Origin of the sequence: Azonexus hydrophilus (assembly GCF_001956855.1) — a bacterium.
In the GTDB taxonomy this organism is placed as follows: Bacteria; Pseudomonadota; Gammaproteobacteria; order Burkholderiales; family Rhodocyclaceae; genus Azonexus; species Azonexus hydrophilus_A.
This window is the reverse complement of sequence record NZ_MTHD01000001.1, coordinates 644,889-669,164: the sequence shown is the minus strand read 5'-3', so window position 1 is coordinate 669,164 and position 24,276 is coordinate 644,889. Positions and strand designations below refer to the sequence as shown.

Annotated in this window: 25 protein-coding genes, 1 other RNA gene and 1 pseudogene; 12 read left to right on the top strand and 15 right to left on the bottom strand. The window is 63.9% G+C overall.

Annotated features, from left to right (window positions below):
• Positions 1–229 precede the first annotated feature (229 nt).
• The 4 genes from BJN45_RS03245 to BJN45_RS03230 are packed head-to-tail and all read right to left on the bottom strand — an operon-like array spanning position 230 to position 2,986.
• Complete coding sequence (locus BJN45_RS03245) at positions 230–961, bottom strand: DsbC family protein (RefSeq protein ID WP_076091981.1); 732 nt, start codon at positions 959–961, stop codon at positions 230–232.
• Between the two features lie 9 nt (positions 962–970).
• Positions 971–2,134 carry a UbiH/UbiF family hydroxylase gene (locus BJN45_RS03240; protein ID WP_076091979.1) on the bottom strand — a complete coding sequence of 388 codons (1,164 nt, stop codon included), beginning with the start codon at positions 2,132–2,134 and terminating at the stop codon, positions 971–973.
• Positions 2,135–2,164: 30 nt separating this feature from the next.
• The gene (locus tag BJN45_RS03235; RefSeq protein WP_139326278.1) at positions 2,165–2,656 is read right to left on the bottom strand and encodes a hypothetical protein; all 492 of its coding nucleotides are present in this window, start codon (positions 2,654–2,656) and stop codon (positions 2,165–2,167) included.
• 30 nt (positions 2,657–2,686) lie between these two features.
• Positions 2,687–2,986, bottom strand: a complete 300-nt coding sequence (locus tag BJN45_RS03230; RefSeq protein ID WP_076091975.1) for an HU family DNA-binding protein — start codon at positions 2,984–2,986, stop codon at positions 2,687–2,689.
• 301 nt (positions 2,987–3,287) lie between these two features.
• Between BJN45_RS03230 and ahpC the strand changes: the two genes are divergently transcribed.
• On the top strand, positions 3,288–3,851 hold the full coding sequence (ahpC, locus tag BJN45_RS03225) for an alkyl hydroperoxide reductase subunit C (RefSeq protein WP_076091973.1): 564 nt from the start codon (positions 3,288–3,290) through the stop codon (positions 3,849–3,851).
• Positions 3,852–3,960: 109 nt separating this feature from the next.
• A complete protein-coding gene (gene ahpF, locus BJN45_RS03220; RefSeq protein WP_076091971.1) occupies positions 3,961–5,514 on the top strand; it encodes an alkyl hydroperoxide reductase subunit F in 1,554 nt (517 codons plus the stop codon).
• A 50-nt stretch (positions 5,515–5,564) separates the two neighbouring features.
• Here ahpF and BJN45_RS03215 read toward each other — a convergent pair whose 3' ends face one another.
• The 4 genes from BJN45_RS03215 to BJN45_RS03200 all read right to left on the bottom strand — a co-directional run bounded on the left by BJN45_RS03215 (position 5,565) and on the right by BJN45_RS03200 (position 8,316).
• Entirely contained in the window at positions 5,565–6,692 is a 1,128-nt protein-coding gene (locus tag BJN45_RS03215) for a methyltransferase (RefSeq protein WP_170873015.1), read from the bottom strand.
• Positions 6,693–6,709: 17 nt separating this feature from the next.
• Positions 6,710–7,090: RNase P RNA component class A (rnpB, locus tag BJN45_RS03210), an RNA gene on the bottom strand.
• A gap of 30 nt (positions 7,091–7,120) precedes the next feature.
• Positions 7,121–7,786 carry a thiopurine S-methyltransferase gene (locus BJN45_RS03205; protein WP_076091967.1) on the bottom strand — a complete coding sequence of 222 codons (666 nt, stop codon included), beginning with the start codon at positions 7,784–7,786 and terminating at the stop codon, positions 7,121–7,123.
• A 59-nt stretch (positions 7,787–7,845) separates the two neighbouring features.
• Positions 7,846–8,316, bottom strand: coding sequence for an Lrp/AsnC family transcriptional regulator (locus BJN45_RS03200; RefSeq protein WP_076092530.1), 471 nt, complete (start codon positions 8,314–8,316; stop codon positions 7,846–7,848).
• A gap of 132 nt (positions 8,317–8,448) precedes the next feature.
• On the opposite strand from BJN45_RS03200, the gene leuA reads away from it, so the two are divergent.
• From leuA to infA, 3 genes are all read left to right on the top strand, one after another.
• Positions 8,449–10,131: a 2-isopropylmalate synthase gene (gene leuA / locus BJN45_RS03195; protein WP_076091965.1), complete on the top strand. Its 1,683-nt coding sequence runs from the start codon at positions 8,449–8,451 to the stop codon at positions 10,129–10,131.
• A gap of 273 nt (positions 10,132–10,404) precedes the next feature.
• The gene (locus tag BJN45_RS03190; protein WP_076091963.1) at positions 10,405–11,304 is read left to right on the top strand and encodes a transglutaminase-like domain-containing protein; all 900 of its coding nucleotides are present in this window, start codon (positions 10,405–10,407) and stop codon (positions 11,302–11,304) included.
• A gap of 13 nt (positions 11,305–11,317) precedes the next feature.
• Positions 11,318–11,581 (top strand): translation initiation factor IF-1, encoded by a 264-nt coding sequence (infA, locus tag BJN45_RS03185; RefSeq protein ID WP_076091961.1) that lies wholly within the window; start codon positions 11,318–11,320, stop codon positions 11,579–11,581.
• A gap of 9 nt (positions 11,582–11,590) precedes the next feature.
• On the opposite strand, the gene BJN45_RS03180 is transcribed toward infA, so the two are convergent.
• From BJN45_RS03180 to rsmI, 3 genes are read right to left on the bottom strand one after another with little or no spacing between them, the layout of a single operon-like run.
• Positions 11,591–12,031 carry a hypothetical protein gene (locus BJN45_RS03180; RefSeq protein ID WP_076091959.1) on the bottom strand — a complete coding sequence of 147 codons (441 nt, stop codon included), beginning with the start codon at positions 12,029–12,031 and terminating at the stop codon, positions 11,591–11,593.
• Positions 12,032–12,042: 11 nt separating this feature from the next.
• Positions 12,043–13,074, bottom strand: a complete 1,032-nt coding sequence (gene pyrC, locus BJN45_RS03175; RefSeq protein ID WP_076091957.1) for a dihydroorotase — start codon at positions 13,072–13,074, stop codon at positions 12,043–12,045.
• A 28-nt stretch (positions 13,075–13,102) separates the two neighbouring features.
• A complete protein-coding gene (rsmI, locus tag BJN45_RS03170; protein WP_076091955.1) occupies positions 13,103–13,942 on the bottom strand; it encodes a 16S rRNA (cytidine(1402)-2'-O)-methyltransferase in 840 nt (279 codons plus the stop codon).
• Positions 13,943–13,951: 9 nt separating this feature from the next.
• Between rsmI and BJN45_RS03165 the strand changes: the two genes are divergently transcribed.
• The 6 genes from BJN45_RS03165 to BJN45_RS03140 are packed head-to-tail and all read left to right on the top strand — an operon-like array spanning position 13,952 to position 18,213.
• Complete coding sequence (locus BJN45_RS03165; RefSeq protein ID WP_076091953.1) at positions 13,952–14,314, top strand: YraN family protein; 363 nt, start codon at positions 13,952–13,954, stop codon at positions 14,312–14,314.
• The gene (locus BJN45_RS03160) at positions 14,292–14,657 is read left to right on the top strand and encodes an HIRAN domain-containing protein (protein WP_076091951.1); all 366 of its coding nucleotides are present in this window, start codon (positions 14,292–14,294) and stop codon (positions 14,655–14,657) included. The genes BJN45_RS03165 and BJN45_RS03160 overlap by 23 nt, the downstream gene beginning before the upstream one ends.
• Before the next feature lie 39 nt (positions 14,658–14,696).
• Positions 14,697–15,287, top strand: coding sequence for a phosphoheptose isomerase (locus BJN45_RS03155; protein ID WP_076091949.1), 591 nt, complete (start codon positions 14,697–14,699; stop codon positions 15,285–15,287).
• A gap of 1 nt (position 15,288) precedes the next feature.
• Complete coding sequence (locus tag BJN45_RS03150) at positions 15,289–15,945, top strand: BON domain-containing protein (protein ID WP_076091947.1); 657 nt, start codon at positions 15,289–15,291, stop codon at positions 15,943–15,945.
• A gap of 32 nt (positions 15,946–15,977) precedes the next feature.
• Positions 15,978–16,361 carry a DUF6394 family protein gene (locus BJN45_RS03145; protein WP_076091945.1) on the top strand — a complete coding sequence of 128 codons (384 nt, stop codon included), beginning with the start codon at positions 15,978–15,980 and terminating at the stop codon, positions 16,359–16,361.
• Positions 16,362–16,374: 13 nt separating this feature from the next.
• On the top strand, positions 16,375–18,213 hold the full coding sequence (locus BJN45_RS03140; protein WP_240494480.1) for a potassium channel family protein: 1,839 nt from the start codon (positions 16,375–16,377) through the stop codon (positions 18,211–18,213).
• Here the strand turns inward: BJN45_RS03140 and BJN45_RS03135 are convergent.
• From BJN45_RS03135 to BJN45_RS03125, 3 genes and pseudogenes are all read right to left on the bottom strand, one after another.
• A pseudogene (locus BJN45_RS03135) lies at positions 18,144–19,826 on the bottom strand (TRAP transporter large permease subunit); the annotation flags it as partial. The gene BJN45_RS03140 and the pseudogene BJN45_RS03135 sit on opposite strands and share 70 nt — an antisense overlap.
• A 69-nt stretch (positions 19,827–19,895) precedes the next feature.
• Positions 19,896–20,903, bottom strand: a complete 1,008-nt coding sequence (gene dctP / locus BJN45_RS03130; RefSeq protein ID WP_076091941.1) for a TRAP transporter substrate-binding protein DctP — start codon at positions 20,901–20,903, stop codon at positions 19,896–19,898.
• Positions 20,904–20,915: 12 nt separating this feature from the next.
• The gene (locus BJN45_RS03125; protein WP_076091939.1) at positions 20,916–21,809 is read right to left on the bottom strand and encodes a TRAP transporter TatT component family protein; all 894 of its coding nucleotides are present in this window, start codon (positions 21,807–21,809) and stop codon (positions 20,916–20,918) included.
• 118 nt (positions 21,810–21,927) lie between these two features.
• Between BJN45_RS03125 and BJN45_RS03120 the strand changes: the two genes are divergently transcribed.
• Positions 21,928–23,160, top strand: a complete 1,233-nt coding sequence (locus tag BJN45_RS03120) for an MFS transporter (protein ID WP_088179028.1) — start codon at positions 21,928–21,930, stop codon at positions 23,158–23,160.
• On the opposite strand, the gene BJN45_RS03115 is transcribed toward BJN45_RS03120, so the two are convergent.
• A complete protein-coding gene (locus tag BJN45_RS03115; protein ID WP_076091937.1) occupies positions 23,117–24,250 on the bottom strand; it encodes a mechanosensitive ion channel family protein in 1,134 nt (377 codons plus the stop codon). The genes BJN45_RS03120 and BJN45_RS03115 overlap by 44 nt on opposite strands.
• Positions 24,251–24,276: the final 26 nt, after the last annotated feature.

The window sequence follows — 24,276 nt, the reverse complement described above, 5'->3', positions numbered from 1 at the left end:
TTACAGGGCTTTTTGCAGACATCAAAGGCAACAAAAAACCCTTAAAAATCAATACAAGGAAAACACTAGTTAAAGTGAAACATCAGGAGTTTTTACGCACAGCACCCAGACCCGGATGACATGCTCCGCGTGGACATTTGTGGGAAAAAGAAAACGGCATGCTTGTCGTCCCGCGAGACGAAAAGCATGCCGTTGCTCAAACGGCCCACCAGGGCCGTTTGTACCGGGATTACTTCTGCTGGTTCAGTTTCTGCTCCAGCGCATTGAGCGGCAAGGCACCAGGGACGCGCTCACCATCGGCAAAGACGATGGTTGGCGTTCCCGTGATATTGAGCTTGCGCCCGAATTCCTGGTTGCGCGTAATCGCCGTCGTATCGCAATTGTCGCGACCGCCCGGTGTCTTGCCATCGATGATCCAGTCATTCCAGGCCTTCAGGCGATCTGCGGAGCACCAGATCTGACGCGACTTCTTCAGTGAATCTTCGGACAAAATCGGGTACAGGAAAGTGTAGACCGTAACATTTTCGAGCTTCGCCAGATCCTTGGCCAGACGCTTGCAATAGCCGCAGTTCGGATCCTCGAATGTTGCCAGCACGCGCTTGCCGTCGCCACGAACCTGCTTGATCGCCCGCTCCAGCGGCAGGTCGCTGAATTTGATCGCGGTCAACTTGCGCAGGCGTTCGTCGGTAATATTGCGGTTGTTCTTCAGATCGATCAGGTTGACTGCCTGCTGGGCGCGAATCATGTCGCCGCCGATCAGCATCGCACTGACCTTGTCGTCGGTATAGAAGATGTGCCCGTCGGCATAGACCTCATACAACCCGAAATAGCCGGCCTTGGTGACGCTCTCGACCTTGACGCCAAGCTTGGCCTCGATCGCCTTCTGGATTTCTGCCTCATTGGCCGAACAGCCGATGGCCAGCAAGGACAGCAGCAAGGCGGACAGGTTTTTGACGAACATTCAATTCTCCTAGATGGCCCCAAGGGCATAACGCACCAAAAAGCTCTTGGCGACGGGCAAACGATTGGTCAGATCCAGCCCGGCATTGCGCAGCGGGCGCAACAGCGGGGAACGATCAGCAAACAGGCGACGCAGCGTATCGGTCGTTGTCTGCAGCAAATGGATTTCCTCGCGCCGGGCTCGCTGATAGGACTGCAGGAAACGCAGCTGGCCGATATCCTCCCAGGGCTTCGCCGCAAGCAGACGCCCAGCCAGTTCCTGCGCATCCTGAAACCCCAGATTGATCCCGTGCCCCGACAGGGGATGGATACCGTGCCCGGCGTCCCCCACCAGCGCAAGACGCGGCGCGACAATTTCGGGAACACGCATCAGCCGCAACGGAAAGGCCAGTGGCGGCGTGATCAGCGACAACTTGCCAAGCACCCCGCCCCCGGCCTGAGCAACAGTTTCGGCAAGGGCTTCGGGAGACATCGCGCACAGCGCATCGGCAGCTTCATCCGGGGTAGACCAGACGATGGAGATACGGTTCCCCGGCAAAGGCAACCAGGCCAGCACGCCGTCGTCGCGAAACCACTGCCAGGCCACATTCTGATGTGGCTTTTCGACGGCGAAATTGGCGACGACACCTTTTTCTCGATAATGGCGATTGACCGCCGACAAACCGGCCGACTCGCGCACCCAGGAATCACGCCCGTCGGCGCCGACCAGCAAGGGCGCAGACAAAACCTGCCCGTCCGCCAGTCGCAAAACAGCCACTTCGTTGCGGAACTCCAGCCCGGCCGGCTGCTGCGGCACAAAAAGCTGAAGATTGGCCTGACGCTTGAGATTTTCCCAGAGCTCGCAAGCCATCAGCGAGGATTCGAGAATGCAGCCAAGGTCGGGCACGCCAGTCTGGAAAGCGGAAAATTCCAGCTGTCCGCCGGCATCGCCAAACACGCGCATGGCCCGGATCGGCGCCACCCGGGTGCCATCCAGGTGTTTCCAGACTCCGATGGATTCCAGATAGGCAACATTGGCCGGGCTGACTGCGTAGATCCTGGCATCCCAGCCGTCCGCGCGCTGCGGCGGCCGCGCCTCGACGAGCGCAATACGCAAGCGACTGTCGCGCAGGGCAACGGCCAGACTGGCACCCGCCAGCCCGCCTCCCACAATGATCAGATCAAAATGCTGCATGCCGGAACCGGCCTGAGAGTTTCGCGCCGGTCAAACCGGCTCGCCGCCTGAACCACCACCAGGCTTGCCGCCCGGACGTGGGCGGCGGTTGTTCTTGGTCCGCGGACGATGTTTTTTCTGCTGGGCGCCAGCATCCGCACCACCACTGTCAGCAACGGGGGCTCCGCCGCCCGGCTTGCCGTGACGCGGCTGATTATGCCGCGACTGGTTGTTGCGCGGCTGGTTATGGCGCGGCTGATTTGCCGAGGGTTCATTGCCGGCGATACGGTTGCCGGGCGCAAGCTGGATTTCCAGCTCGATGATCTCGTCCCATACTTCATCACTGCGATCCCGCTCGGGAACCGAGAGCAGCTCGCGCAGACGGCGACGCATGTCGAGCGGCTGGAATTCCGGCTGCGGGACTTCTGCCACCTGAATTTCAGGCGACGGGGTTTCAGGCGACTGAGTTTCAGCCGGCGTGTCTTCGATCTGGATTTCGCTGTTCGGATTATTCATTGCAAAGTAAAAAGCGGAGCCCGTCAATGACGGCCCCCGCATTGGGTGAAACCACGATTATTTTTTCTTGGCAGCGCTTTTCTTGGGCGCAACAGCCGCCTTGAAGGCAGTACCCGCCGTGAACTTCGGCACGGTCGTGGCCGGAATCTTCAACGTAGCACCCGTCTTCGGATTCTTGCCGGTACGCGCCGCACGCTGTGCGGACTTGAAAGTACCGAAACCAACGAGCGTTACCGACTCGCCCTTGGCCACGGTCTTGACGACCGCGCCGATGATGGCCGACAGCGCTTTGTCTGCGGCGGCCTTGGTAATACCAGCTTCTTGTGCAGCAACTTCGACCAGCTCGGATTTATTCATCTAAGTGCCTCCTAGTTACCCATTCAAGTTAAGAAAACTGGCCGTTGGAACGGCAGCGGGATAAAAGTAGCACACCTTTTTGAATAAGTGTTGCCCGGACAGCCCCTTATGCTGGCATTCGGCGTGATTTTTTGCATTCCAGACACGTAGCCGGAAAACCGGAAACACCATGCCGGTAATTGACAAAAATAGCCGAGGGCTATGTATGCTATTTAAGCAATCAATTGGATCAATGAATAACTCAGTCCTAACATTGCTTCGTTCCAAACAAATTCATCAACCCGTACAGGAGATACCTCGAATGTCCCTCATCAATACCCAAGTGCAACCGTTCAAGGCCCAGGCTTTCCATAACGGCAAGTTCGTCGAAGTGACCGAAGCCAACCTGCAGGGCAAGTGGTCCGTCATCATCTTCATGCCGGCTGCCTTCACCTTCAACTGCCCGACCGAAGTTGAAGACGCCGCCGAGAACTACGCCGAATTCCAGAAGGCCGGTGCCGAAGTTTACATCGTCACGACCGACACCCATTTCTCCCACAAAGTCTGGCACGAAACCTCGCCGGCAGTCGGCAAGGCCAAGTTCCCGCTGGTTGGCGACCCGACGCACCAGCTGACCAACGCTTTTGGCGTGCATATTCCGGAAGCCGGCCTGGCCCTGCGTGGCACCTTCATCATCGACCCGAGCGGCACGATCAAGACGCTGGAAGTCCACGACAACGCCATCGCCCGTGACATCGCCGAGACCCTGCGCAAGCTGAAGGCTGCCCAGTACGTCGCTTCGCACCCGAACGAAGTCTGCCCGGCCAAGTGGAAGGAAGGCGAGAAGACCCTGGCTCCGTCCCTGGACCTGGTCGGCAAGATCTAAGTTCCACGAAAACCTGCCGCGCCTTCGGGTGCGGTACGGATTTCACCGCAAAGCTGCGGTCGACCGCAGCTTTCCAGTGCATTCCAAAAAACAATACAGGGAGAACATCATGCTCGACGCCGCCATCAAGGGCCAGTTGAAGGCCTATCTCGAACGCCTGCAACGCCCGATCGAACTGGTCGCGACGCTGGACGACAGCGCCAAGGGCGAGGAAATGCGTTCCCTGCTCAACGACATTCTCGACTGCTCGACCAAGGTTAGTCTGCGCGAAGACAATGGCAGCGAACTGTGCCCGTCCTTCGCCATCGGCATCCCCGGCGAAGCGCCGCGCATCCGTTTCGCCGGCCTGCCGATGGGCCACGAATTCACCTCGCTGGTGCTGGCACTGCTGCAGACCGGCGGCCATCCGCCCAAGGTCGAGCAGGCGGTGATCGACCAGATCAAGGGGCTCGAAGGCAATTTCAATTTCGAGACCTTCATCTCGCTGTCCTGCCACAACTGCCCGGATGTCGTGCAGGCGCTGAACCTGATGGCCGTGCTCAACCCGAACGTGACCAGCACGATGACCGATGGCGCGATGTTCCAGGATCGGGTCAATGAACGGCAGATCATGGCCGTACCGACGACCTACCTGAACGGTGAGGAATTCGGCGCCGGACGCATGCTGATCGAAGAAATCCTGGCCAAGGTCGACACCGGCGCCGCCGCCCGTGCGGCCGAGGAACTGGCTGCCAAGGCCGCCTTCGACGTGCTCGTCGTCGGCGGTGGCCCGGCTGGTGCCGCGGCTGCCATCTACGCGGCGCGCAAGGGCATCCGCACCGGCGTGCTGGCCGAGCGTTTCGGCGGTCAGGTGATGGATACGCTGGGCATCGAGAACTTCATCTCGGTCAAGGAAACCGAAGGACCGAAGCTGGTCGCCGCACTGGAACAGCACGTCAAGGCCTACGAGGTCGACGTGATGAACCTGCAGCGCGCCGCCAAGCTGATCCCGGCTGCCGAGGAAGGCGGCCTGCTTGAAGTCCAGCTGGAAAACGGCGCTTCGCTGAAGTCGAAGTCGGTGATTCTGGCTACCGGCGCCCGCTGGCGCGAGATGAATGTGCCTGGTGAAAAGGAATACAAGGCCAAGGGTGTCTGCTTCTGCCCGCACTGCGACGGCCCGCTGTTCAAGGGCAAGCGCGTGGCGGTGATCGGCGGCGGCAACTCCGGCGTTGAAGCGGCGATCGACCTGGCCGGCATCGTCGGTCATGTGACGCTGCTCGAATTCGGCGATGCCCTGCGCGCTGACGCGGTATTGCAGAAGAAGCTCTACAGCCTGGCCAACGTCACCGTGATCAAGTCGGCGCAGACGACCGAAGTCACCGGCGACGGCCAGAAGGTCAACGGGCTGGTGTACAAGGATCGCGTCAGCGGCGAAGAAAAGCGCGTCGAACTCGAAGGCATCTTCGTCCAGATCGGCCTGCTGCCGAACACCGACTGGCTCAAGGGCACGGTCGAGCTGTCGAAGTTCGGCGAGATCGTCATCGACGCCAAGGGCCACACCTCGCTGCCCGGCGTCTTTGCCGCCGGCGACTGCACGACGGTGCCGTACAAGCAGATCATCATCGCCATGGGCGCCGGCGCGACGGCTTCGCTCAGCGCATTCGATCACCTGATCCGCAGCTGATCCGGTTTTTGCTCAAATTCAGCGGTCGACCGTAAAAGTCGGCCGCTTTTTCATTTGGCAGCGAGCCGCCACACCGACGTCACTTCGGCGGCGCGCGCGGCGTGCAGCGGATCGCTGCGATCCTGCGCCTTGGCGTGCGTCGGCCGGGTGTCGATGCGACCAACGACGCGCAGGCCGGCATTTTCGACCCATTGCAGCAACTCGGCGCGACTGCGCAGACCGAGGTGTTCGGCGAGATCGGAAATGATCAGCCAGCCCTCACCGCCCGGCGCCAGGTGTGCCGCCAGGCCGTCGAGGAAGCCGCGCAGCATGCGCGAATCGGGGTCGTAGACCGCGTATTCGACCGGCGAACTCGGTTGTGCCGGCAACCAGGGTGGATTGCAGACAACCAGCGGTGCGCGGCCGTCCGGAAACAGGTCGGCCTCGATGATTTGCACTTCTGCGGTCAACCCGAGTTTTTCGATGTTTTCGGTGGCGCAGGCCAGCGCCCGCGGCGCCAGGTCGGTCGCCACGACATGCAAACCGCGGCGGGCCAGCACCGCGGCGATGACGCCGGAACCAGTGCCGATGTCGAAGGCCAGATCGCAGCCCGCCTGCAGCGGCGCTTGCGCGACCAGGTCGACGTATTCACCGCGCACCGGCGAGAAGACGCCGTAATGCGGATGGATGCGCCCACCGGCCGCCGCCACCGGCACGCCTTTCTTGCGCCATTCATGGGCGCTGATCACCGCCAGCAGTTCGCGCAGCGCGACGACGCTGTTGCTGCCGTCAGGCTTGCCCCAGGCTTCGCGACAGGCCGGGCGGACATCCTGGGCGCGGCGCAGCGGCAGCTTGTAGTCAGGACCGAGCGGCACCAGCAGGCGGGCGAGCAAGGCGGCACGCCGCCCCTGACGCTCGCGATGACGGGCAAAGGCCAGGACCGGCGATGAAGTGTTGTCCGATGTCGCGGTGATATGCCGATCGACGCGACGAGTCAATGCCTGCATCAGTTGCCGGGCGTTCATCCAGTCGCCGCGCCAGAGCAGCGCGTGACCGTCAGTCAGCGCCGCGAAGGCGGCGTCGGCGGACAGGCTGTCGTCGACGACTTCCAGGGTTTGCGGCGCCGCCAGGCCGGCTTCGGAGCGCCAGCGCGCACGGCGGGTCTGGCCGTTCTCCGGCCATTCGATAAGGGGGTTCATGGACAGCATTGTAAGTGGTGGAAAGCCGGCCGATAAGCCGGGTTCTGTTCCCCTCTTGCGAGGTTCGGCAATCATTCCTCTAGGCCTGCCGTCACCGACAGGCTCAAGCAACCTACCCGGAAGCAGCGCGGGCCACGCCTCAGCTTCCCTATTTGGTCTTGCTCCGGATGGGGTTTGCCGTGCCGTCCGCCGTTACCGTGGACGCGGTGAGCTCTTACCTCGCCGTTTCACCCTTACCTGTGCGTCTTGCGACGCCATCGGCGGTCTGTTCTCTGTTGCACTTTCCGTTGCCTTCGTCTTGCGACTTATAGCACCCAGCCGTTAGCTGGCATCCTGCCCAATGGAGCCCGGACTTTCCTCCCGACACTTGCGTGTCCAGCGATTGCCTGGCCGACTTTCCGGGGCGGATTATACGCGCCGCGGAGCGTTCAATACGGCAGCAAGCGATAAAGACGCAATTCTATGCATTGCGGTGGATTGCCGTCGGCCTCGCGCCGGGTTTCCAGGCGGCGCTCCGAATGTGCCAGGTCGATGGCGAAGCGGGCACTGTACAGCTGGGTGATTTCGCTGGAAATTTCCGGGAAACGATCGTCGGTTTCGCCCTCTTCCGGGTCTTCTGCGGTCAACAGGAAAACCGGGCAATTTTCCGGCGTCAGCTGGCGCAGGTGTTCGACATAGCCGGCGCGCGCGCTTTCCGGTAGCGCGGTCAGCGCGGCGCGGTCATAGACGGCGGCGATGGTGCCGAGATGTTCCGGCATCAGCGCAAAGAAATCGCCACAGTAGATACGAATCGCGCCGTGCTGCCACAGCGTCAGCGGCCCGAGCGTTGTCTGCGTCGGCGTCAGACGCTGCTGGCGAAAGAAATCGCGGACGGCGACCGGGCTCAGTTCGCAGCCGACCACCTGGTGCCCTTGTTCGGCCAGCCAGACCAGATCGAGGCTGCGCCCGCACAGTGGCACGAAGACCGTCCCCCCTGGCGGCAAGCCGAGGCTGGACCAGTAATGCGCGAGCAGCGGATTGACTTCCGCCTGGTGAAAGGCCATCCGGCCGTCGCGCCAGGATTGCTGCCAGAGTTCGTTATCGGGGCTGCTCATGCGGGTCCTTGGCGGGAAACCCCGAGCCTAACACCGTTTCACCAGCCGCCCGGACCGGATCAGGCGAAGTCGAGCGGCAGCGCGGTGCGGTCGACCACCTTGCGCAGCACAAAACTGGTGTGCACGCCGGTGACGCCCTGGATACGCGTGATCTTGTTGAGCAGCAGATCCTGGTAGGCATCCATGTCGCGAACCACGACCTTCAGTTGGTAATCCGACTGCTGGCCGGTGATCAGCAGGCATTCGAGCACTTCGGGAATGTCCGAGATGGTCGCCTCCAGATTGGCGAAGCGCTCCGGCGTGTGCTGGTCCATCGAGATGCCGATCAGCGCCATCAGCGTCAGGCCGAGCTTCTTTGCATCGAGCAGGGCGCGGTAGCCGGCGATCAGCCCGGCCTCTTCGAGCGTACGCACCCGGCGCAGACAGGGCGACGGCGACAGGCCGATGCGGTCGGCCAGCTCCTGGTTGCTGATCCGCCCATCCTGCTGCAGGACGGCGAGAATTTGCCGGTCGTAACGATCTATCGTCAACGAGTTGCTCATGATTTCGAATCCACGCAATTTTCTGCCAAATTGATTGCAAATCATGCCACAAAACGCAAGCACCTGCCGGGCGCTTTTGCTTAATATTTCGCCATCGCAACAGTTTTCCGGAGCAACCCCATGTCGCAGCAGAAATCGTCCAAGTACACCGCCTTCCCGCCGGTCGGGCTCACCGACCGCCAGTGGCCGAGCCGCGTCATCACGCAGGCGCCGATGTGGATGAGCACCGACCTGCGCGACGGCAACCAGGCCTTGTTCGAGCCGATGAACGCCGACAAGAAGATGCAGATGTTCAAGACGCTCTGCCAGATCGGCTTCAAGCAGATCGAAATCGCCTTCCCGTCGGCGTCGGAAACCGAGTTCGGCTTCGTCCGCCGGGTCATCGAGGAAAAGCACATTCCCGACGACGTCACCATCGAAGTCCTTACCCAGGCGCGCGAGCACCTCATCCGCCGCACTTTCGAATCATTGAAAGGCGCGAAACAGGCCATCGTGCACGTCTACAACGCGACCTGCCCGACCTTCCGCGACTTCGTCTTCGGCATGAGCAAGGCCGAAGTGGTGAATATGGCGGTCGACGCCGTCAAATTGATCAAAACGCTCGCCGCGCAGATGCCGGAAACGAAGATCACGCTCGAATACAGCCCGGAACTCTTTACCGCCACCGAACTCGACTTCGCCAAGGAAGTCTGCGACGCGGTCACCGCCGCCTGGGGCGCGACGCCGGACAATAAGGTCATCCTCAATCTCCCGACCACGGTCGAGATCGCCACGCCCAACATCTACGCCGACCAGATCGAGTGGATGCACCGCAACCTCGAACGCCGCGACAGCGTCATCATCAGCCTCCACCCGCACAATGACCGCGGCACCGCCGTCGCCGCCGCCGAACTCGGCTTGATGGCCGGTGCCGACCGCGTCGAGGGCTGCCTTTTCGGCAACGGCGAGCGCACTGGCAACGTCGATCTCGTCACCCTCGCGCTCAACATGCACACCCAGGGCGTCGACCCGCAGCTCGACTTCTCAGACATCAATGCCGTCGCCCGCACTTTCGAACACTGCACCCAGCTCCCGATCCATCCGCGCCACCCGTACGTCGGGGATCTCGTTTTCACGGCCTTCTCCGGCTCCCACCAGGACGCCATCAAGAAGGGGTTTGCCGCTCAAAAGGCGGATGAGACTTGGTCAGTGCCCTACCTCCCGATCGACCCGGCCGACGTCGGCCGTTCCTACGACTCGGTGATCCGCGTCAACAGCCAGTCGGGCAAGGGCGGCATCGCCTACCTGATGGAAACCGAACACGGCGTGGTCATGCCGCGCCGCCTCCAGGTCGAGTTCTCCGGCGTCGTCCAGAAGCACACCGACACGCATGGTGGCGAAGTGAGCGCCAACGACATCTGGCAACTCTTCGCCCGGACCTACCTCGACGCCGGCGACAGCATCCGCTACCGCGAGCACCATCTGTTCGAGCACGGCACGCAGCAGGGCATCCGCCTCACCGTCGACATCGGCGGCACCACGCACGTGCTCAGTGGCGAAGGCAACGGTCCGATCAACGCCGCCATGCACGCCCTGGCCAGCGCCGGCATCCAGGCCCAGGTGCGCAGCTACGAGGAGCGCTCGATGGTGCCGATGGGCGAGGACGGCAACGCCCGCGCCTGCGCCTTCATCGAAATGGCCGCCAGCGGCCGCGGCGAATGCTACGGCGCCGGCATCGACGGCAACATCGTCACCGCCTCGATCAAGGCCCTGATCAGCGGCATCAACCGGCTCGGCATCGGCACCCTGGCGGTTGTGGCCTGAGCCGCCGGGCTCTTGCCATCAAACGTGGCAAGAGCCTGAATTTCCGGCATTTTTTCTTGCCAGACGAGGGATGGCGGCGTAAGATGCAGCCTCCATTGAAGCCTTGATGCTTCATCGTCACCGTTCTGCCGCGCAAATGCTGTCCCCCTGCCGTTCTCGCCACGCGATCTTCCGGCAAGCCGAACCGTTCATTTCCCCGTAGCAAAGCGCCGTCCCACCGCCCGTCTGAGCGCCCGACAAGGCTGCACAGCGCGCTGCACAATATGGAATTGCATGGTTCGCATACAGTTTGCGATCGACCTCAACTACGCACTGAACTTCCCCGGCGCCGATTTCGTCTTCAACATCCACGCCGCTCAAACCGCCAGTCAACGCATCGTCAGCGAGAACCTGCAGATCAATCCGCAGATTGTTCCGGCGATCCAGACCGAGCCGCAGACCTGCGCGCGCTTCATGCGCCTCAATGTCACCACCGGCCCGCTGCACGTTGGCTACCGGGCCGTTCTCGACATTGACCAGTACATCGGCAATCCCGACGAAATTCCGGAAACCCCGATCGACCGCCTGCCGCTATCGACCCTGACCTACATTTACCCCAGCCGCTATTGCCAGTCGGATCGCCTGGCGACGCTGGCGATGACCGAATTCGGCCAGCTGCCCAAGGGTTACCGCCGGGTCGAAGCCATCTGCAACTGGGTCAATCGCCACGTTGCCTTCCGCTCGGCTACTACCAGCTCGACGACATCAGCCGTCGACACCATTGTTGACCGCGTCGGCGTCTGTCGCGACTTCGCCCACCTGATGATCGCCCTCTGCCGTGCGCTGAGCATTCCGGCACGGTTCACCACCGGCATCGACTACGGTGCCGACCCGGCCCTCGGCCCGACCGATTTCCACGCCTACGTCGAGGTTTTTCTCGACAACCGCTGGTACATCTTCGACCCGTCAGGCACCGCAATTCCGATGGGCTTCGTCCGCATCGGCACCGGCCGCGACGCCGCCGACGTGTCCTACGCCACGATTTTCGGCAGCGTCAGCTCGCCGCCCCCGCTGATCTCGATCAGCGCCATCACCGAAAACGGACGCCCGTGGGAAATGCCGCGCCGCCGTCCGGAAGCCATCTCGACCGATGCTGCGGTCGACCGGCTGCAAACCAGTCAAACCAATCACTGAAGGAGCACAACACTTGGCCAAAGAAGAACTACTTGAAATGATGGGCGTCGTCGAAGACGTCCTGCCCGATGGACGTTATCGCGTACTGCTGGAAAACGGTCACAAGATGATCGCCTACACTGCCGGCAAGATGAAGAAGCACCACATCCGTATCCTGCTCGGCGACAAGGTCAGCCTGGAGCTGTCACCCTACGACCTGACCAAGGGCCGGATCACCTTCCGCCACCTGGAAACGCGTGGCGGCGGCACCCCGCCCCCGCCCCGTCGCCGTCACTGAGCGACCGGCTCACTCGTCGTCGCCACCAGCCTGATCGGGCTTTTCGGCGACAAACGTGAGCTCGCCGTTGCGCGTCCGGAAAACGCCGCGCAACTCTCCCAAGCCACCTTCCGGCTCTTCGTCCAGCCGAGCCCAGGCCTCGCAGGTCTGCGACTCGGTTGCGTACATGCGCCGGCCGGCCTTGACGATGAAGGCACCGGACGGCACCTGCCAGATCTCCACCCGCGTGTTCTCCGTGCCCGCCCCCAGCGAATGGCGACGGGTGCAGGCCGGCATGCGTGAGACGACCACGTAGAGATTCACCTTCTTGTCCCAGACCAGCGGCTGTTCGCGAATCAGCGACAGCGTGTGCTCCCGGGTATCGTCGATCTGCCACGACGCACGATCATCCACGCAGGCAGCAAGCAGCGGGACGGCAAACAGGGCGGTCAGCAGGGCACGCAGGCGCATGGTTGGTTTCCTCAGAGCATCTTCCAGGTCAGCGACTCGCCCGCACGCAGCGGCACGATGTCATCGGTACTGACGTAAGGATAGCTTGCCGGCACCGTCCACGCCTCTTTCGCCAGCGTGATTTTGTCGGTATTGCGCGGCAGGCCGTACCAATCCGGGCCGTTGAAGCTGGCAAAAGCCTCCAGCTGGTCGAGCGCGCCGGCATTCTCGAACGCCTCGGCGTACAGCTCGATTGCCGCATAAGCCGTGTAGCAGCCGGCACAGCCGCAGGCCGCCTCTTTCGCGCCCTTCGCATGCGGCGCCGAATCGGTGCCGAGGAAAAATTTCGGATTGCCGGAAATCGCCGCCGCCACCAGCGCCTCGCGGTGCGTCTCGCGCTTCAACACCGGCAGACAGTACCAGTGCGGGCGCACGCCACCCTGGAAGATCGCGTTGCGGTTGTACAGCAGATGATGGGCGGTGATCGTCGCCGCGACATTGGCGGCGGACGACACGACGAACTCGGCCGCATCCTTGGTCGTGATGTGCTCCATCACCACCTTCAACTTCGGAAAGCGCTGCGTCAGCGGCAGCAGCACGGTATCGATGAAGACTTTTTCGCGATCGAACAGGTCGACCGCAGGATCGGTGACTTCGCCATGCACCAGCAGCGGCAGACCGACGCGCTCCATCTCGGCGAGCGTTGCATCGGCCTTGCGGATGTCGGTCAGGCCGGCATCGGAATTGGTCGTCGCGCCGGCCGGGTAGAGCTTGACCGCCTTGACGAAGCCGGAGGCCGCCGCCCTGGCGATCTCGCTAGCCGGCATGTTGTCGGTCAGATACAGCGTCATCAGCGGCTCGAAAGCCATGCCAGACGGCAACGCGGCGAGGATGCGCTCACGGTAGGCCGCAGCCTGCTCGACCGTCGTCACCGGCGGCTTGAGGTTGGGCATGACGATGGCCCGGCCGAACTGGCGGGCGGTATGCGGCAGCACGGCGGCAAGCGCCTCGCCGTCGCGCAGGTGGAGGTGCCAGTCGTCGGGGCGGGTGATGGTCAGTTGCATGGTGTCTCTCTGGGTAATTTCTGCAATTTTAACTTTTCAGCGCCAAAGCGCGCTCGTACAGCGCATTTTTCGCCTCGCCGCTGATCGCTGCCGCCAGCTTGGCCGCCTGTTTGGTGCCGAGGCCTTCGTCGAGCAGCAGCTTGAGCACGCGTTCGCCATCGCCGCTGGCGGCGTCGGCCGCGGCGCCGGAGACGATCAGGACGAATTCGCCGCGCTGGCGGTTGGCGTCTTCCTTGAACCAGTCGAGTGCTGCGGTCAACGGCAGCGAATCGACATTTTCGAACAGCTTGGTCAGTTCGCGGGCGACGACCAGCGTGCGTTCGCCGAAGACGGCGGCCATGTCCTCGACTGTTTCCAGCACGCGATGCGGCGCTTCGTAGAAAACCAGCGCGTACGGATGACCGCGGAGGCCTTCGAGCGCCTGTTTGCGCTGGCCGGATTTGGACGGCAGGAAACCGTAAAACAGGAAATGCTCGTCGTTCAGGCCGGCGGCCGACAGCGCCGTCGTTGCGGCGCATGGACCGGGTAGCGGCACGACCGGGCAGCCGGCAGCGCGGACGGCAGCGACGATGCGCGCACCGGGGTCGGAGATGCCGGGCGTGCCGGCGTCGGAAATCAGTGCAACGGCCTCGCCAGCCTGCAGTTTGTCGACGATGCGGGCAGCAGCTTCGTGTTCGTTGTGCTGGTGCGCCGGCAGCGTCCGGGCACGGGCGCCGAGCTGCTTGAGCAGCGGCCCGCTGTGACGGGTGTCCTCGGCGGCGATCCAGGGCACGGCAACGAGGATTTCCTCGGCCCGCCGGGTCAGGTCGCCGAGGTTCCCGAGCGGCGTCGGCACGACGTACAATGCCGCTTTCAATTCGTTTGTCATAATTCGGCCATGCAGGCAAAAACCAACGATACCACCGTGGCGCGCGGTCGCGAAGCCGAAACGCGGGCAGCTGCCTATCTGGAAAATCAGGGCTTGCGGCTGGTCGACCGCAACTTTCGCGTCCGCGGCGGCGAAATCGACCTGATCATGCGCGATGGCCGGACGCTGGTTTTCGTCGAGGTACGCCAGCGCAGCCGCACCGATTACGGCGGCGCTGGCGCCAGCATCACCGTGCACAAGCAGCGCCGGATCATCCTCGCCGCCCGCCATTACCTGGCCCGGCGCGGCGATTGCGAGTGCCGTTTCGACTGCCTGCTGATCGACGACGGCCGCATCGAATGGCTGCGCCATGCGTTTTCTGTGGACGCTTAGCCTGCTGCTGTGGCTCGGCGGTGCCGACGCCCAGTCGATCCGTCTGCTGATCCAGGCATCGCCGCTGGCCGGCAGCCAGTACTACGCGCTCGGCACCTTCTGGCCACAGATCCGCGTCGGCGACGAGCTGACGCTGCGGCGCGAGCCGGACAACCGCCACGACCGGCTGGCGATCCGCGTCGACTGGCAGGAACATCAGCTTGGCTATCTGCCGCGGGCGCAGAACCGCGTGCTGGCCGAGGCGATGGATCGCGGCGACCGGCTGCGCGCCCGCGTCGCGCAACTGACCGAGCATCCCGACCCGTGGCGTCGGGTGGTGGTCGAGGTCTATCTCGAGCTGTGATGTAGAATCATGAACCGTCCACCAGAAAGAAACCGCTTCATGGATTTGATTGCCCGCGTCGCCAAGCATTTCGAGGACAGCGCCCAGACCAAACTGAACGCCGTCGATGCGATGTCGGCGCCGATCGCCGCCGCCATCGAAACAATGACCGGCTGCCTGCTCAACGGCGGCAAGATACTCGCCTGCGGCAATGGCGGCTCGGCTGCCGACGCGCAACACTTCGCCGCCGAACTGGTCGGCCGCTTCGAGGCCGAACGCCAGGAACTGGCGGCCATTTCACTGGCCACCGATTCCTCGATCCTGACCGCGGTCGGCAACGACTACGGTTTCGCCCATATTTTCTCCCGCCAGGTGCGCGCGCTCGGCCACGCCGGCGACGTGCTGCTGGCGATTTCCACCTCGGGCAATTCCGGCAACGTCATCGAGGCGATCCGGGCGGCGCACGAACACGACATGCACGTCATCGCACTGACCGGCAAGGGCGGTGGCGAAATCGGCGAACTTTTGCGCGATGACGACATCCATCTCTGCGTTCCCGCCGACCGCACCGCGCGTATCCAGGAAACCCACCTGCTGATCATCCACTGCCTGTGCGATGGCATCGATGCACTGCTACTTGGAGTCGAATGACATGAAAACCAGACTGAGCCTTTCCCTTCTTGTCCTGGCGCTGGCCGTCCCGGCGCTGCAGGGCTGCTTCCCGGCCGTCGTTGCCGGCGCCGCCGTTGGTGCGATGAGCATCCACGACCGGCGCTCGACCGGTACGCAAACCGACGACGAAACCACCGAATGGCGGGCCAAGGGCACCATCCCGGAACAGTACAAGGCCCAGTCGCGGGTCAATTTCACCTCCTACAACCGCCGCCTGCTGCTCACCGGCGAAGTGCCGAACGAAGACGCCAAGGCAGCCATCGAGGCCGGCGCGCGCAAGATCGAAGGCGTCCGCGAAATCTACAACGAACTGGGCATCGGCCCGGTTTCGCCACTGGCCAGCCGCAGCAACGATTCGTTCATCGATTCCAAGGTCAAGGCACGCCTGGTGGACAGCAACCAGATTTCGGCCAATCACATCAAGGTAGTGACCGAACGCGGCATCACGCACCTGATGGGTATCGTCAACGAGCGTGAGGCCAAGGTCGCAATCGCCGTGGCACGAACCACGGCCGGCGTGATCAAGGTGGTCAACATCCTGGAAGTGTTGCCCGAGGAAGACACCCGCCGCCTTGATTCGCAAGCACTCGGCGCACGCAAGACACCGCCACAGACGGCACCGGTGGAAAAACGCTGATTTCTGCGGTCGACCGCAGCACAGGGGAAAAAATGAATCTTGAGAAAGTCGTTTTCGGTTTCTTCATCGTCCTGGCGGCGACCCTCAACTTCGGCTTTTTCCTCGGCGACATCGACCGTCCGGAACTGCATCACATCTATGAACTGGCAGCGGCACTGGTCGTCAGCCTGATCGCCACCGCGCTGAAGTTCGGCGACCGCACCCAGATCGGCGCCATCCATCTGGCCACCAGCCTGGTCGCCGACCTGCAGCTGATCGCCGCTGCCGTGACCTGGGCCATTGCCGTCCATGTCACCGGCGAAGGCATGACCGCCTCGGTCACCTCCAGCGTCGTCTCGCTATCCGGCGGCGCGCTGTTCGCCAATGTCGTGTCGGTCATCATCCTGATCGTCGAAACCGTGATGCTGCGCCGCTGACGCGGAGCCGACGGTGGTCAACAACACCTTCTTCCTGGTCCTGCGGCGCATGCGTGCGCCGATCATCGCGCTGATCGTCATCTATGCGATCTCGGTCTTCGGCCTGACGCTGGTCCCCGGCATCGACGGCGACGGCAATCCGGCGCCGCCGCTATCATTCTTCCACGCCTTCTACTTCATCAGCTACACAGCAACGACCATCGGCTTCGGCGAAATCCCCAACGCCTTTTCCGACGCCCAGCGCATGTGGGTCATCGTCTGCATCTACCTGTCGGTGGTTGGCTGGTCGTATTCGGTGATCACGCTGATCGGCCTGCTCCAGGACAAAGGCTTCCAGAATACGCTGACCACCAGCCGCTTCGTCCGCCGCGTGCGCCGACTCAAGGAACCCTTCTATCTCGTCTGCGGCTGCGGCGAAACCGGCAGCCTGATCTGCCGCAACTTCGACCGCCTCGGCCAGGCTTTCGTCGTGCTGGAGAAGGATGAATTGCGTGTCGAGGAACTCGACCTGCTCGACTTCAAGACCGACACCCCGGCCCTGGCCGCCGACGCCAGCCTGCCCGACAACCTGCTGCTGGCCGGGCTGCAGCACCCGAAATGCCGCGGCGTGCTGGCGGTCACCAACGACGAGCAGGCCAACCTGGCCATCGCCATCGCCGTCCATCTGCTCGCGCCGAAACTGCCGATCATCGCCCGTGCCCGCAGCCAGTCGGTCACCGCCAACATGGCTTCGTTCAATACCGACCACATCATCAATCCCTTCGAGCGCTTCGCCGATCACCTGGCGCTGGCCGTCGCCGCGCCTGAACGCTTCCGCCTGATCGAACTGCTGACCAGCCTGCCCGATTCGCCGATTCCGTCGCCGCACCGACCGCCACGCGGCCACTGGATACTCTGCGGCTACGGCCGCTTCGGCCAGGCCGTGGCCGACCGGCTGCAACGCGCCGGCATCCACCTGAGCATCGTCGACCCGACGGCCCCCAGCGGCGGCGACCACATCGTTGGCGACGGCACCGAAGCAAAAACGCTGATCGCCGCCGGCATCGCCGACGCTACCGGCATCATCGCCGGCAGCGACAACGACGTGAACAACCTGTCGATCGCCGTCACCGCCACCGAACTGAAACCCGACCTGTTCGTCGTCACGCGCCAGAACCATGCTGCCAACAGCGCACTGTTCAAGGCCTACGGGCCGGAATTTGCGATGGTGCCGAGCCACATCGTCGCCCACGAATGCATCGCCATCCTGACCACACCGCTGCTCGCCCGCTTCCTTGACGAACTGGGGGCGCGCGACGAAGCCTGGTGCCACGCCCTGGTCGAACGCCTGCAAACCCTGTGCGATGGCCTGACACCAACGGTCTGGAGCATCCGCCTGAATGTCCTGGAAGCACCGGCCGCCCGCCTGTCACTGATGCGCGGCCGGGCCTTCAGCCTGGCCGAAATCCTCCGTGACGACAGCGACCGCAACCGCCAGTTGCCGGCCATCCCGCTGCTGGTCGAACGCAGCGACCGCATCCACCTGCTGCCTCAGGGCGATTTCGAGCTGGCTGCTGGCGACCAGCTGCTGTTCGCCAGCTCGCTGCCTACCCTCGCCCGGCTCAAGCTGACGCTGCAGAACGCCAACGAGATCGACTACGTACTCGACGGCAAGACTCATTCGGGTAGTTGGCTGTGGGAGAAAATCGAAGCCTGGCGGGCGCCTCAGAGACCGGCCACGGAAGGTAGCCAGGTGGCCAGGAAAGGCAACAGCGAGATGGTCAGCACACCGAGGAAAATCGCCAGCGCTGCCGGCAGCACCGATACCGCCACCTCGCGCAGCGATTTGCCGAACATCGCCGAGGAAAAGTAGAGGTTCATGCCCGACGGCGGCGTCAGGTAGGCGAGTTCGAGGTTGGCCAGGAAGATGATGCCGAAATGCACCGGATCGATGCCGTAGGCGAGCGCGATCGGCAGCAACAACGGCACCAGCACGACGATGGCAGCGTAGATTTCCATTAGCGCGCCGGCCAGCAGCAGGAAGAGGTTGAGCGCGATCAGGAAGGTCCATTTGTTCGGCAAGACCGACTGCACCCAGTCGATGCCCTGATCCGGGATGCCGGCGTCGACCAGGTAATTGGTCAGGCCGAGCGCCATGCCGAGAATCAGCATGATGCCGCCGATCACCTGCGCGCATTCAACCAGTGCGCGCATCACCCCGCGCCCGTCAATCTCGCGATGCAGCAGCGATTGCGTCAGCAGCGCGTAGGCAGCAGTCAGCGCCGCGCTTTCGGTCGGCGTCGCGAAACCGCCGACCAGCGAACCGACGGCGACCACCGGCGCCAGGATTTCCCATTTGGCCGCCCAGGCGGCGCGGCGCGCGGCGGCGAAATCGGGGCGGCTTTTTGCCGTTTCGGCATGGTCGACCGCAACATTGCCGCGGCGCAGGAAACCGCCGACAACCAGCAGGAAGAAAACCATCACCAGCGCCGGTAGCACGCCGGCGAGGAACATCGTGTTGATCGGCACACGGGCGATGATCGCGTACATGATCAAGGGCACCGACGGTGCCAGCAGCACGCCCAGCGCGCTGGCGCTGGTCACCAGACCGATACCCCGGCGTTCCGGAAAGCCCGCCTTCATCAACAGCGGCAGCAGCAGGCCGCCGAGCGCCAGGATGGTCACGCCGCTGCCGCCGGTCAGCGCGGTGAAGCAGGAGCAGAGCACGGCCGCGGCAATCGCCGTACCGGCCACACCACCGCCGAACAGCGCGGTGAACAAGGTACCCAACCGGGCGGCGGCGCCAGTCCGGGCAAACACCAGGCCGGCCAGCGTGAACAACGGCAGCGCCGGCAACGACGGATTGACGGTGATCTGGTAATGGCTGAGCGGCACTGCGGCGAGCGGCTGGCCTTCGCTCCAGAACAGCGCCAGCCCCAGCCCGCCGAGCACGGCGAACACCGGTGCGCCGCACAGCAGCAGGAGCAGCAGGCCGATGGCGAACGGCCACAGCGCCAGCGTCTGGCCGTCGAAATGCCCGGCAAACCACCAACCCAGCACCGGCAACAGCAGCGCGGCGAGCCAGCGCAGCAGCGGTGCGCACTCCACTCGCCTGGCGAGCCTGGCACCAAGCAGCAGGAAGCCAAACGGCATCGCCAGCATGAACCACCAGCCAGGCACCGCGTAGGCGATGGCGCGCGGCACTTCCATTTCGGCGGTGACAAAGGTCCAGCTGGCCTGTGCCAGCATGCCGCACAGCAGCGCCGAAGCGATCAGGGCGTACCAGCGTGCGGCCTGCCGGACGCGGGCATCGCGCGCACCGGCAAAGCCGGCACCAAGCGAAGTCAGATGACCGCCGCGCTCGGCAACCAGCGCACCGAACATGGCCAGCACCAGCCCGGCGTGCTGGACGAAAACCGGCGCGTTGGCGATGCCGACGCCGAACAGCGGCCGCAGCACGATCTCGATCAGCGGCAACACCAGCATCAGCGCCAGCGCGGCCCCGGCGAGCACGGCGTCGAACGACGCCAGGCGACGCAGCACGGAAATCATCGCCTAGCGCTTGCCGGCACGGTAATCCTTCAGATGCCCGACCACCTCGTCGAAAGTCGCCGCCGGCACCAGCGTGCCGCGAATCTGCGGGTAAAGGCGCTCGGCCAGCGCGTTCCATTCCTTCATTTGTTCGCCATTCGGCGTGTTGACCGCAAGACCGCGCTTCTGCATTGCTGCCACCGCCTCGTCGACTTCCCGCCGGGCCTGCGCGCGGATTTCGCCGCCGGCCCTGGCGCCCGCCACGCGAACCTGCTCGCGGGCCGCCGGCGACATCTCGTCCCAGGCCTTTTTGGTGACGATCAGCGCGCCGACAATCGGTGCCCAGTTGAGATTGAGCATGTTCGGTGCCGTGTTGTAGATCTGCGTCGCCAGCACGAAATACGGCGTGGACGGCACGGCATCGATCATGCCGGTCTGGATCGCCGGCAGGATGTCGGCGGTTTCCAGCGGCACCGGCGTATAGCCCAGGCGCTTCATGATTTCCTGCTGCTCGGACTCGCCGCCCCAGGCAAAGAACTTCATCGTCTTGTAGTCATCCGGACGCAGTGCGGCCTTTTTCGAGAAGAAACGCACCCAGCCGGCATCGCCCCAGGCGAGCACGATGAACCCCTTGTCGAGGAATTTCTGCTCCATCGCCGGCCGCAGTTTCTCGCGCACGTAATCGACCTCCTCCCAGCTGCGGAACATCAGCGGCATCGTCTGCAAGGCAGCAATCGACGGCTCGATCTCGCGCAGGCCGACGACCGACAGCAAGCCGCCCTGCAACTGGCCGATGCGCATCCGCCGGACCATGTCGGTCTCGCCGCCCTGGCTGCCGTCCGGATAGATCAGGTACTTGCCGCCACCCTGCGCCGTGCGCCAGGCTTCACCCAGCGCCATCAACTGGCGGTGGTAGAGCGAGTTCTTCGGCGCCAGCGTGCCGATGCGCAACTGTTTCTCCTGCGCGGCAACAAACGGGGCGGCCAGTGCCAGCAGGCTGCCGAGGCACAGGGCGGTGAGCATTTTCTTCATGGATTTTCCGGATCAGAACAGGTCGGGCGCCTGTTCGAGCAGCCAGGCCGCACGGCGGCGCATGACTTCGTTTTGCAGGGTGCGCGGGCTGCCGCTCGCCTCTTTTACGGCCAAGGCCTGGCGCAGCAGGTTTTCAAAAGCGCTGCGATCGCCGGCCGGCAAGGCGATGCTTTCCGCCTTGGCGACGTAGGCGCCGGCACTTTGACCGCCCGCACGGGCAATCGCCGCATCGAACCAGCGCCCGGCCTGCGCCTTGTCGCCACCGGGGCGCGCTGCCTCCAGCGTCGCGCGCAGGCTGGTCAGGGCGCCGTCGCTCCAATCCGGGTCGGCGACCTCGGCAACGGCAGCAAGCCGGACGACCAGCGGCAGGTCGGCGACGGTTTCGGGATTGTCCTTGGCCAGCGCGATCCAGCTGCCCCACGCTGCTGCGGCCCAGTAGGCGAGCCCGGCGTCGGCCTTGGGCAACACCGGCGTCGCCGCCGGATCGGCCAGCGCCTGCATGAAACCGGGATTTCGCCGTTCCAGCGCGTTGACCGCATGCTTGCGCGCCCGCTGGTAGAGACCGGCGGCGCGCTGGCGCAGACGTTCGGCAGCGCGGGCGTCACTGGCTTCGATGCGGTCGGCCTCGAAGGCGACGAAGGCGTAGCTGTATTCGGTCATCCGCGCCGCCACACTCTCGGCCAGCGCGGCGTGTCCGGGCTGTTGCGCAAGCACGGCTTCGGACAGCTTCAGGTAGAAGGGCGCGGCATCGCGCGCCAGCTCGGGATCGGTTTCCGCGCCCTGCCCCTGTCCGGCCAATTCATCGGCCAGACTGCTGACGACCAGTGCCCGCGGCGAACAGCCGGCCAGCGCGAGCGCCGTCAGCAGGCATAGCAAGGTCGAAATCAGGCGGGCGGGGCGGATCATCGCGGCAGCATAGCCGGGCGATGTTACGGCGCCGTTACCACTGTAACAATGCGTACCCATCCGCGAGTTTGTCGCCAATCCGGGGCACAATGAAGGCCTTGCCTCACCTCCAGCCGCGATGACCCAGATTCTCCCCCTCACCGCCCTGCTCCTCGGTGTCGCCCTGCTGCTGCTCGGCAGCGGCCTGCTTGGCACGCTGCTCGCCGTGCGCGGCGGCATCGAAGGTTTCGACAGCCAGACGCTGGGCACCATCGGCGCCATGTACTTCGTCGGCTTCCTCGCCGGCACCTATCTCGGGCCGATGATGATCCGCCGCGTCGGCCACGTGCGCGCCTTCGCCTTCTTCACCGCCGCCATCGCCTGCGCCGCACTGCTGCACGAACTGCTCGCCAATCCCTGGGTCTGGGGCCTGCTGCGCCTGATCACCGGCATGGGCATGGTCGGGCTGTACACGACCATCGAAAGCTGGCTCAACAGCCATGCGGCACCGGCGCAGCGCAGCCGCATCTTCGCCACCTACATGGCGGTCAATCTCGGTTCGCTGGCGCTGGCCCAGCAACTGCTGCACTGGAGCGACCCGGCCGGACACGTGCTGTTCGCACTGGCGGCGCTGTCGATCTGCGCCGCGGTGATGCCGGTGGCGGCAACGCGTCTGGCCCAGCCGGTAGTCGAGGAAGTGCATGGCATCGGCCTGCGCACGCTCTACCAGCGTGCACCGGTAGCCTGCGCCGCGGCCCTGCTCTCCGGTTTCGCCCAGGGCGCATTCTGGGGACTGGCGCCGGTCTGGGCCGATACCAGTGGCCTCGGCAACACCGGTGTCGCCTGGTTCATGACCGTTGCCATCATTGGTGGCGCGGCTTTCCAGTGGCCGATCGGCGTCGTCACCAACCGCCTTGATCGCGGTCACGTGATCAGCGTCATCGCGCTGATCGCCGCAACCTTTGCCGGTGGACTGCTGCTGGCCGCCGGACACGGACTGAACCTGGTGCTGCTGGCAGTTTTCGCCTACGGTGGCTTCGCCTTTGCCATGTATCCGCTGGCTGTCGCCCGGATGATGGACCGGCTGGACAAGCGCGAGATCATCGCCGGCTGTGGCAGCCTGCTGCTGTTGCACGGCATCGGCGCCAGCATCGGTCCGGTACTGGCCGGCACGCTGATGCACCATTTCGGCCCGGCGGCGCTGCCGGCCTGGTTCATCGGCACCCAGTGCCTGCTTGCCGGCACCGCCTGGTGGCTGTCAGCCAGAGCACCGGCCGACATCGAACATCAGACGCCGATGACGCCGATGGTACGGACCACACCGGGGGTTATCGAAATGCTGGAGCCGGAAGTAGCGCCGGAGGCGCGCTAGGCTCCATCTCCCCCGCTGCCAGGTGTACGGTCCGCGTCGGGAGGGCAATTTCGGCACCGTGGGCGGTAACAATCCCGGCGATCTTCAGCAGCACATCCTGCTTGATCTCGTGGTACTCCACCCAGACCGTGGTCCGGGTGAAGGTGTAGATCAGGATATCGACCGACGATGCGCCGAATGCATCGACATTGACGATCATCGTCTGCGACTGCTCGATGTCCGGGTGCCCCCGCAACATCGCCTTGATATCAGTAACGATGGCGGCTACCACAGCCATGTCGCCGTAGCGCACGCCAACATGCTCCTTGATCCGGCGATGGCTCATGCGCGACGGATTCTCGACGGTGATCTGGGTGAATACTGCGTTCGGCACATACAACGGCCGCTTGTCGAAGGTCCGGATGCGCGTCAGACGCCAGCCGATTTCCTCGACCGTACCTTCGATCTCCTTCTCCGGCGAGCGTATCCATTCACCCACGGCAAACGGGCGATCGAGGTAAACCATCAGCCCACCAAAGAAGTTGGCGAGCAGATCCTTGGCCGCAAAGCCGACAGCAATGCCGCCGATACCGCCGAAGGCAAGCACGCCGGAAATCGAGAAACCCAGGCTCTGCAGGCCGACCAGTACGGCAGTGATCAGTACCGACACCCGCAGCAGCTTGCCGATGGCGTCGACCGTCGTCCGGTCCACCGTCTCGCCACGGGTAATCTGGCGCTGCAACAAGGCCTCCTGCATATTGCCGATGACCCGAACCAGGAACCAGGTCAGGCAGCCAATGACGCCGATCGTCCGGACCGGGCTGATGGCTTCGAACAAGGGCGCGTCAGCTTCGCTCTGCACGATGCGTGCGGCGAATGCCAGACCGACAATCCAGGCCAGCAATGGCAATGGCCGGCGCGCGGCCTGTACCAGCGCCGTATCCCAGGGATTGGCCGTTTGCGCAGTCCGGGCGGCCAGGCGATCGAGCAGGCGGCGCAACAGGAAGTTGCCGACGACAACCACCGTAACCACGACAAAAACCTGGAGCACCAGCGTCAGCGTGGCATCACCGCCGGTCAGGCGGCTCAGCCAGGACTCAAGTTGCTGCATGGATGGCAAACCTCATTACGAACAAT

Coding starts and splice junctions, on each gene's coding strand:
- BJN45_RS03190 (WP_076091963.1), top strand. CDS start 10,405: ATGGTTCGCATACAGTTTGCGATCGACCTCAACTACGCACTGAACTTC.
- rsmI (WP_076091955.1), bottom strand. CDS start 13,942: ATGACAAACGAATTGAAAGCGGCATTGTACGTCGTGCCGACGCCGCTC.
- BJN45_RS03180 (WP_076091959.1), bottom strand. CDS start 12,031: ATGCGCCTGCGTGCCCTGCTGACCGCCCTGTTTGCCGTCCCGCTGCTT.
- BJN45_RS03165 (WP_076091953.1), top strand. CDS start 13,952: ATGCAGGCAAAAACCAACGATACCACCGTGGCGCGCGGTCGCGAAGCC.
- BJN45_RS03215 (WP_170873015.1), bottom strand. CDS start 6,692: ATGAACCCCCTTATCGAATGGCCGGAGAACGGCCAGACCCGCCGTGCG.
- ahpC (WP_076091973.1), top strand. CDS start 3,288: ATGTCCCTCATCAATACCCAAGTGCAACCGTTCAAGGCCCAGGCTTTC.
- BJN45_RS03125 (WP_076091939.1), bottom strand. CDS start 21,809: ATGATCCGCCCCGCCCGCCTGATTTCGACCTTGCTATGCCTGCTGACG.
- BJN45_RS03160 (WP_076091951.1), top strand. CDS start 14,292: ATGCGTTTTCTGTGGACGCTTAGCCTGCTGCTGTGGCTCGGCGGTGCC.
- BJN45_RS03245 (WP_076091981.1), bottom strand. CDS start 961: ATGTTCGTCAAAAACCTGTCCGCCTTGCTGCTGTCCTTGCTGGCCATC.
- dctP (WP_076091941.1), bottom strand. CDS start 20,903: ATGAAGAAAATGCTCACCGCCCTGTGCCTCGGCAGCCTGCTGGCACTG.
- BJN45_RS03145 (WP_076091945.1), top strand. CDS start 15,978: ATGAATCTTGAGAAAGTCGTTTTCGGTTTCTTCATCGTCCTGGCGGCG.
- pyrC (WP_076091957.1), bottom strand. CDS start 13,074: ATGCAACTGACCATCACCCGCCCCGACGACTGGCACCTCCACCTGCGC.
- BJN45_RS03230 (WP_076091975.1), bottom strand. CDS start 2,986: ATGAATAAATCCGAGCTGGTCGAAGTTGCTGCACAAGAAGCTGGTATT.
- leuA (WP_076091965.1), top strand. CDS start 8,449: ATGTCGCAGCAGAAATCGTCCAAGTACACCGCCTTCCCGCCGGTCGGG.
- BJN45_RS03240 (WP_076091979.1), bottom strand. CDS start 2,134: ATGCAGCATTTTGATCTGATCATTGTGGGAGGCGGGCTGGCGGGTGCC.
- BJN45_RS03120 (WP_088179028.1), top strand. CDS start 21,928: ATGACCCAGATTCTCCCCCTCACCGCCCTGCTCCTCGGTGTCGCCCTG.
- ahpF (WP_076091971.1), top strand. CDS start 3,961: ATGCTCGACGCCGCCATCAAGGGCCAGTTGAAGGCCTATCTCGAACGC.
- BJN45_RS03205 (WP_076091967.1), bottom strand. CDS start 7,786: ATGAGCAGCCCCGATAACGAACTCTGGCAGCAATCCTGGCGCGACGGC.
- BJN45_RS03150 (WP_076091947.1), top strand. CDS start 15,289: ATGAAAACCAGACTGAGCCTTTCCCTTCTTGTCCTGGCGCTGGCCGTC.
- BJN45_RS03155 (WP_076091949.1), top strand. CDS start 14,697: ATGGATTTGATTGCCCGCGTCGCCAAGCATTTCGAGGACAGCGCCCAG.
- BJN45_RS03115 (WP_076091937.1), bottom strand. CDS start 24,250: ATGCAGCAACTTGAGTCCTGGCTGAGCCGCCTGACCGGCGGTGATGCC.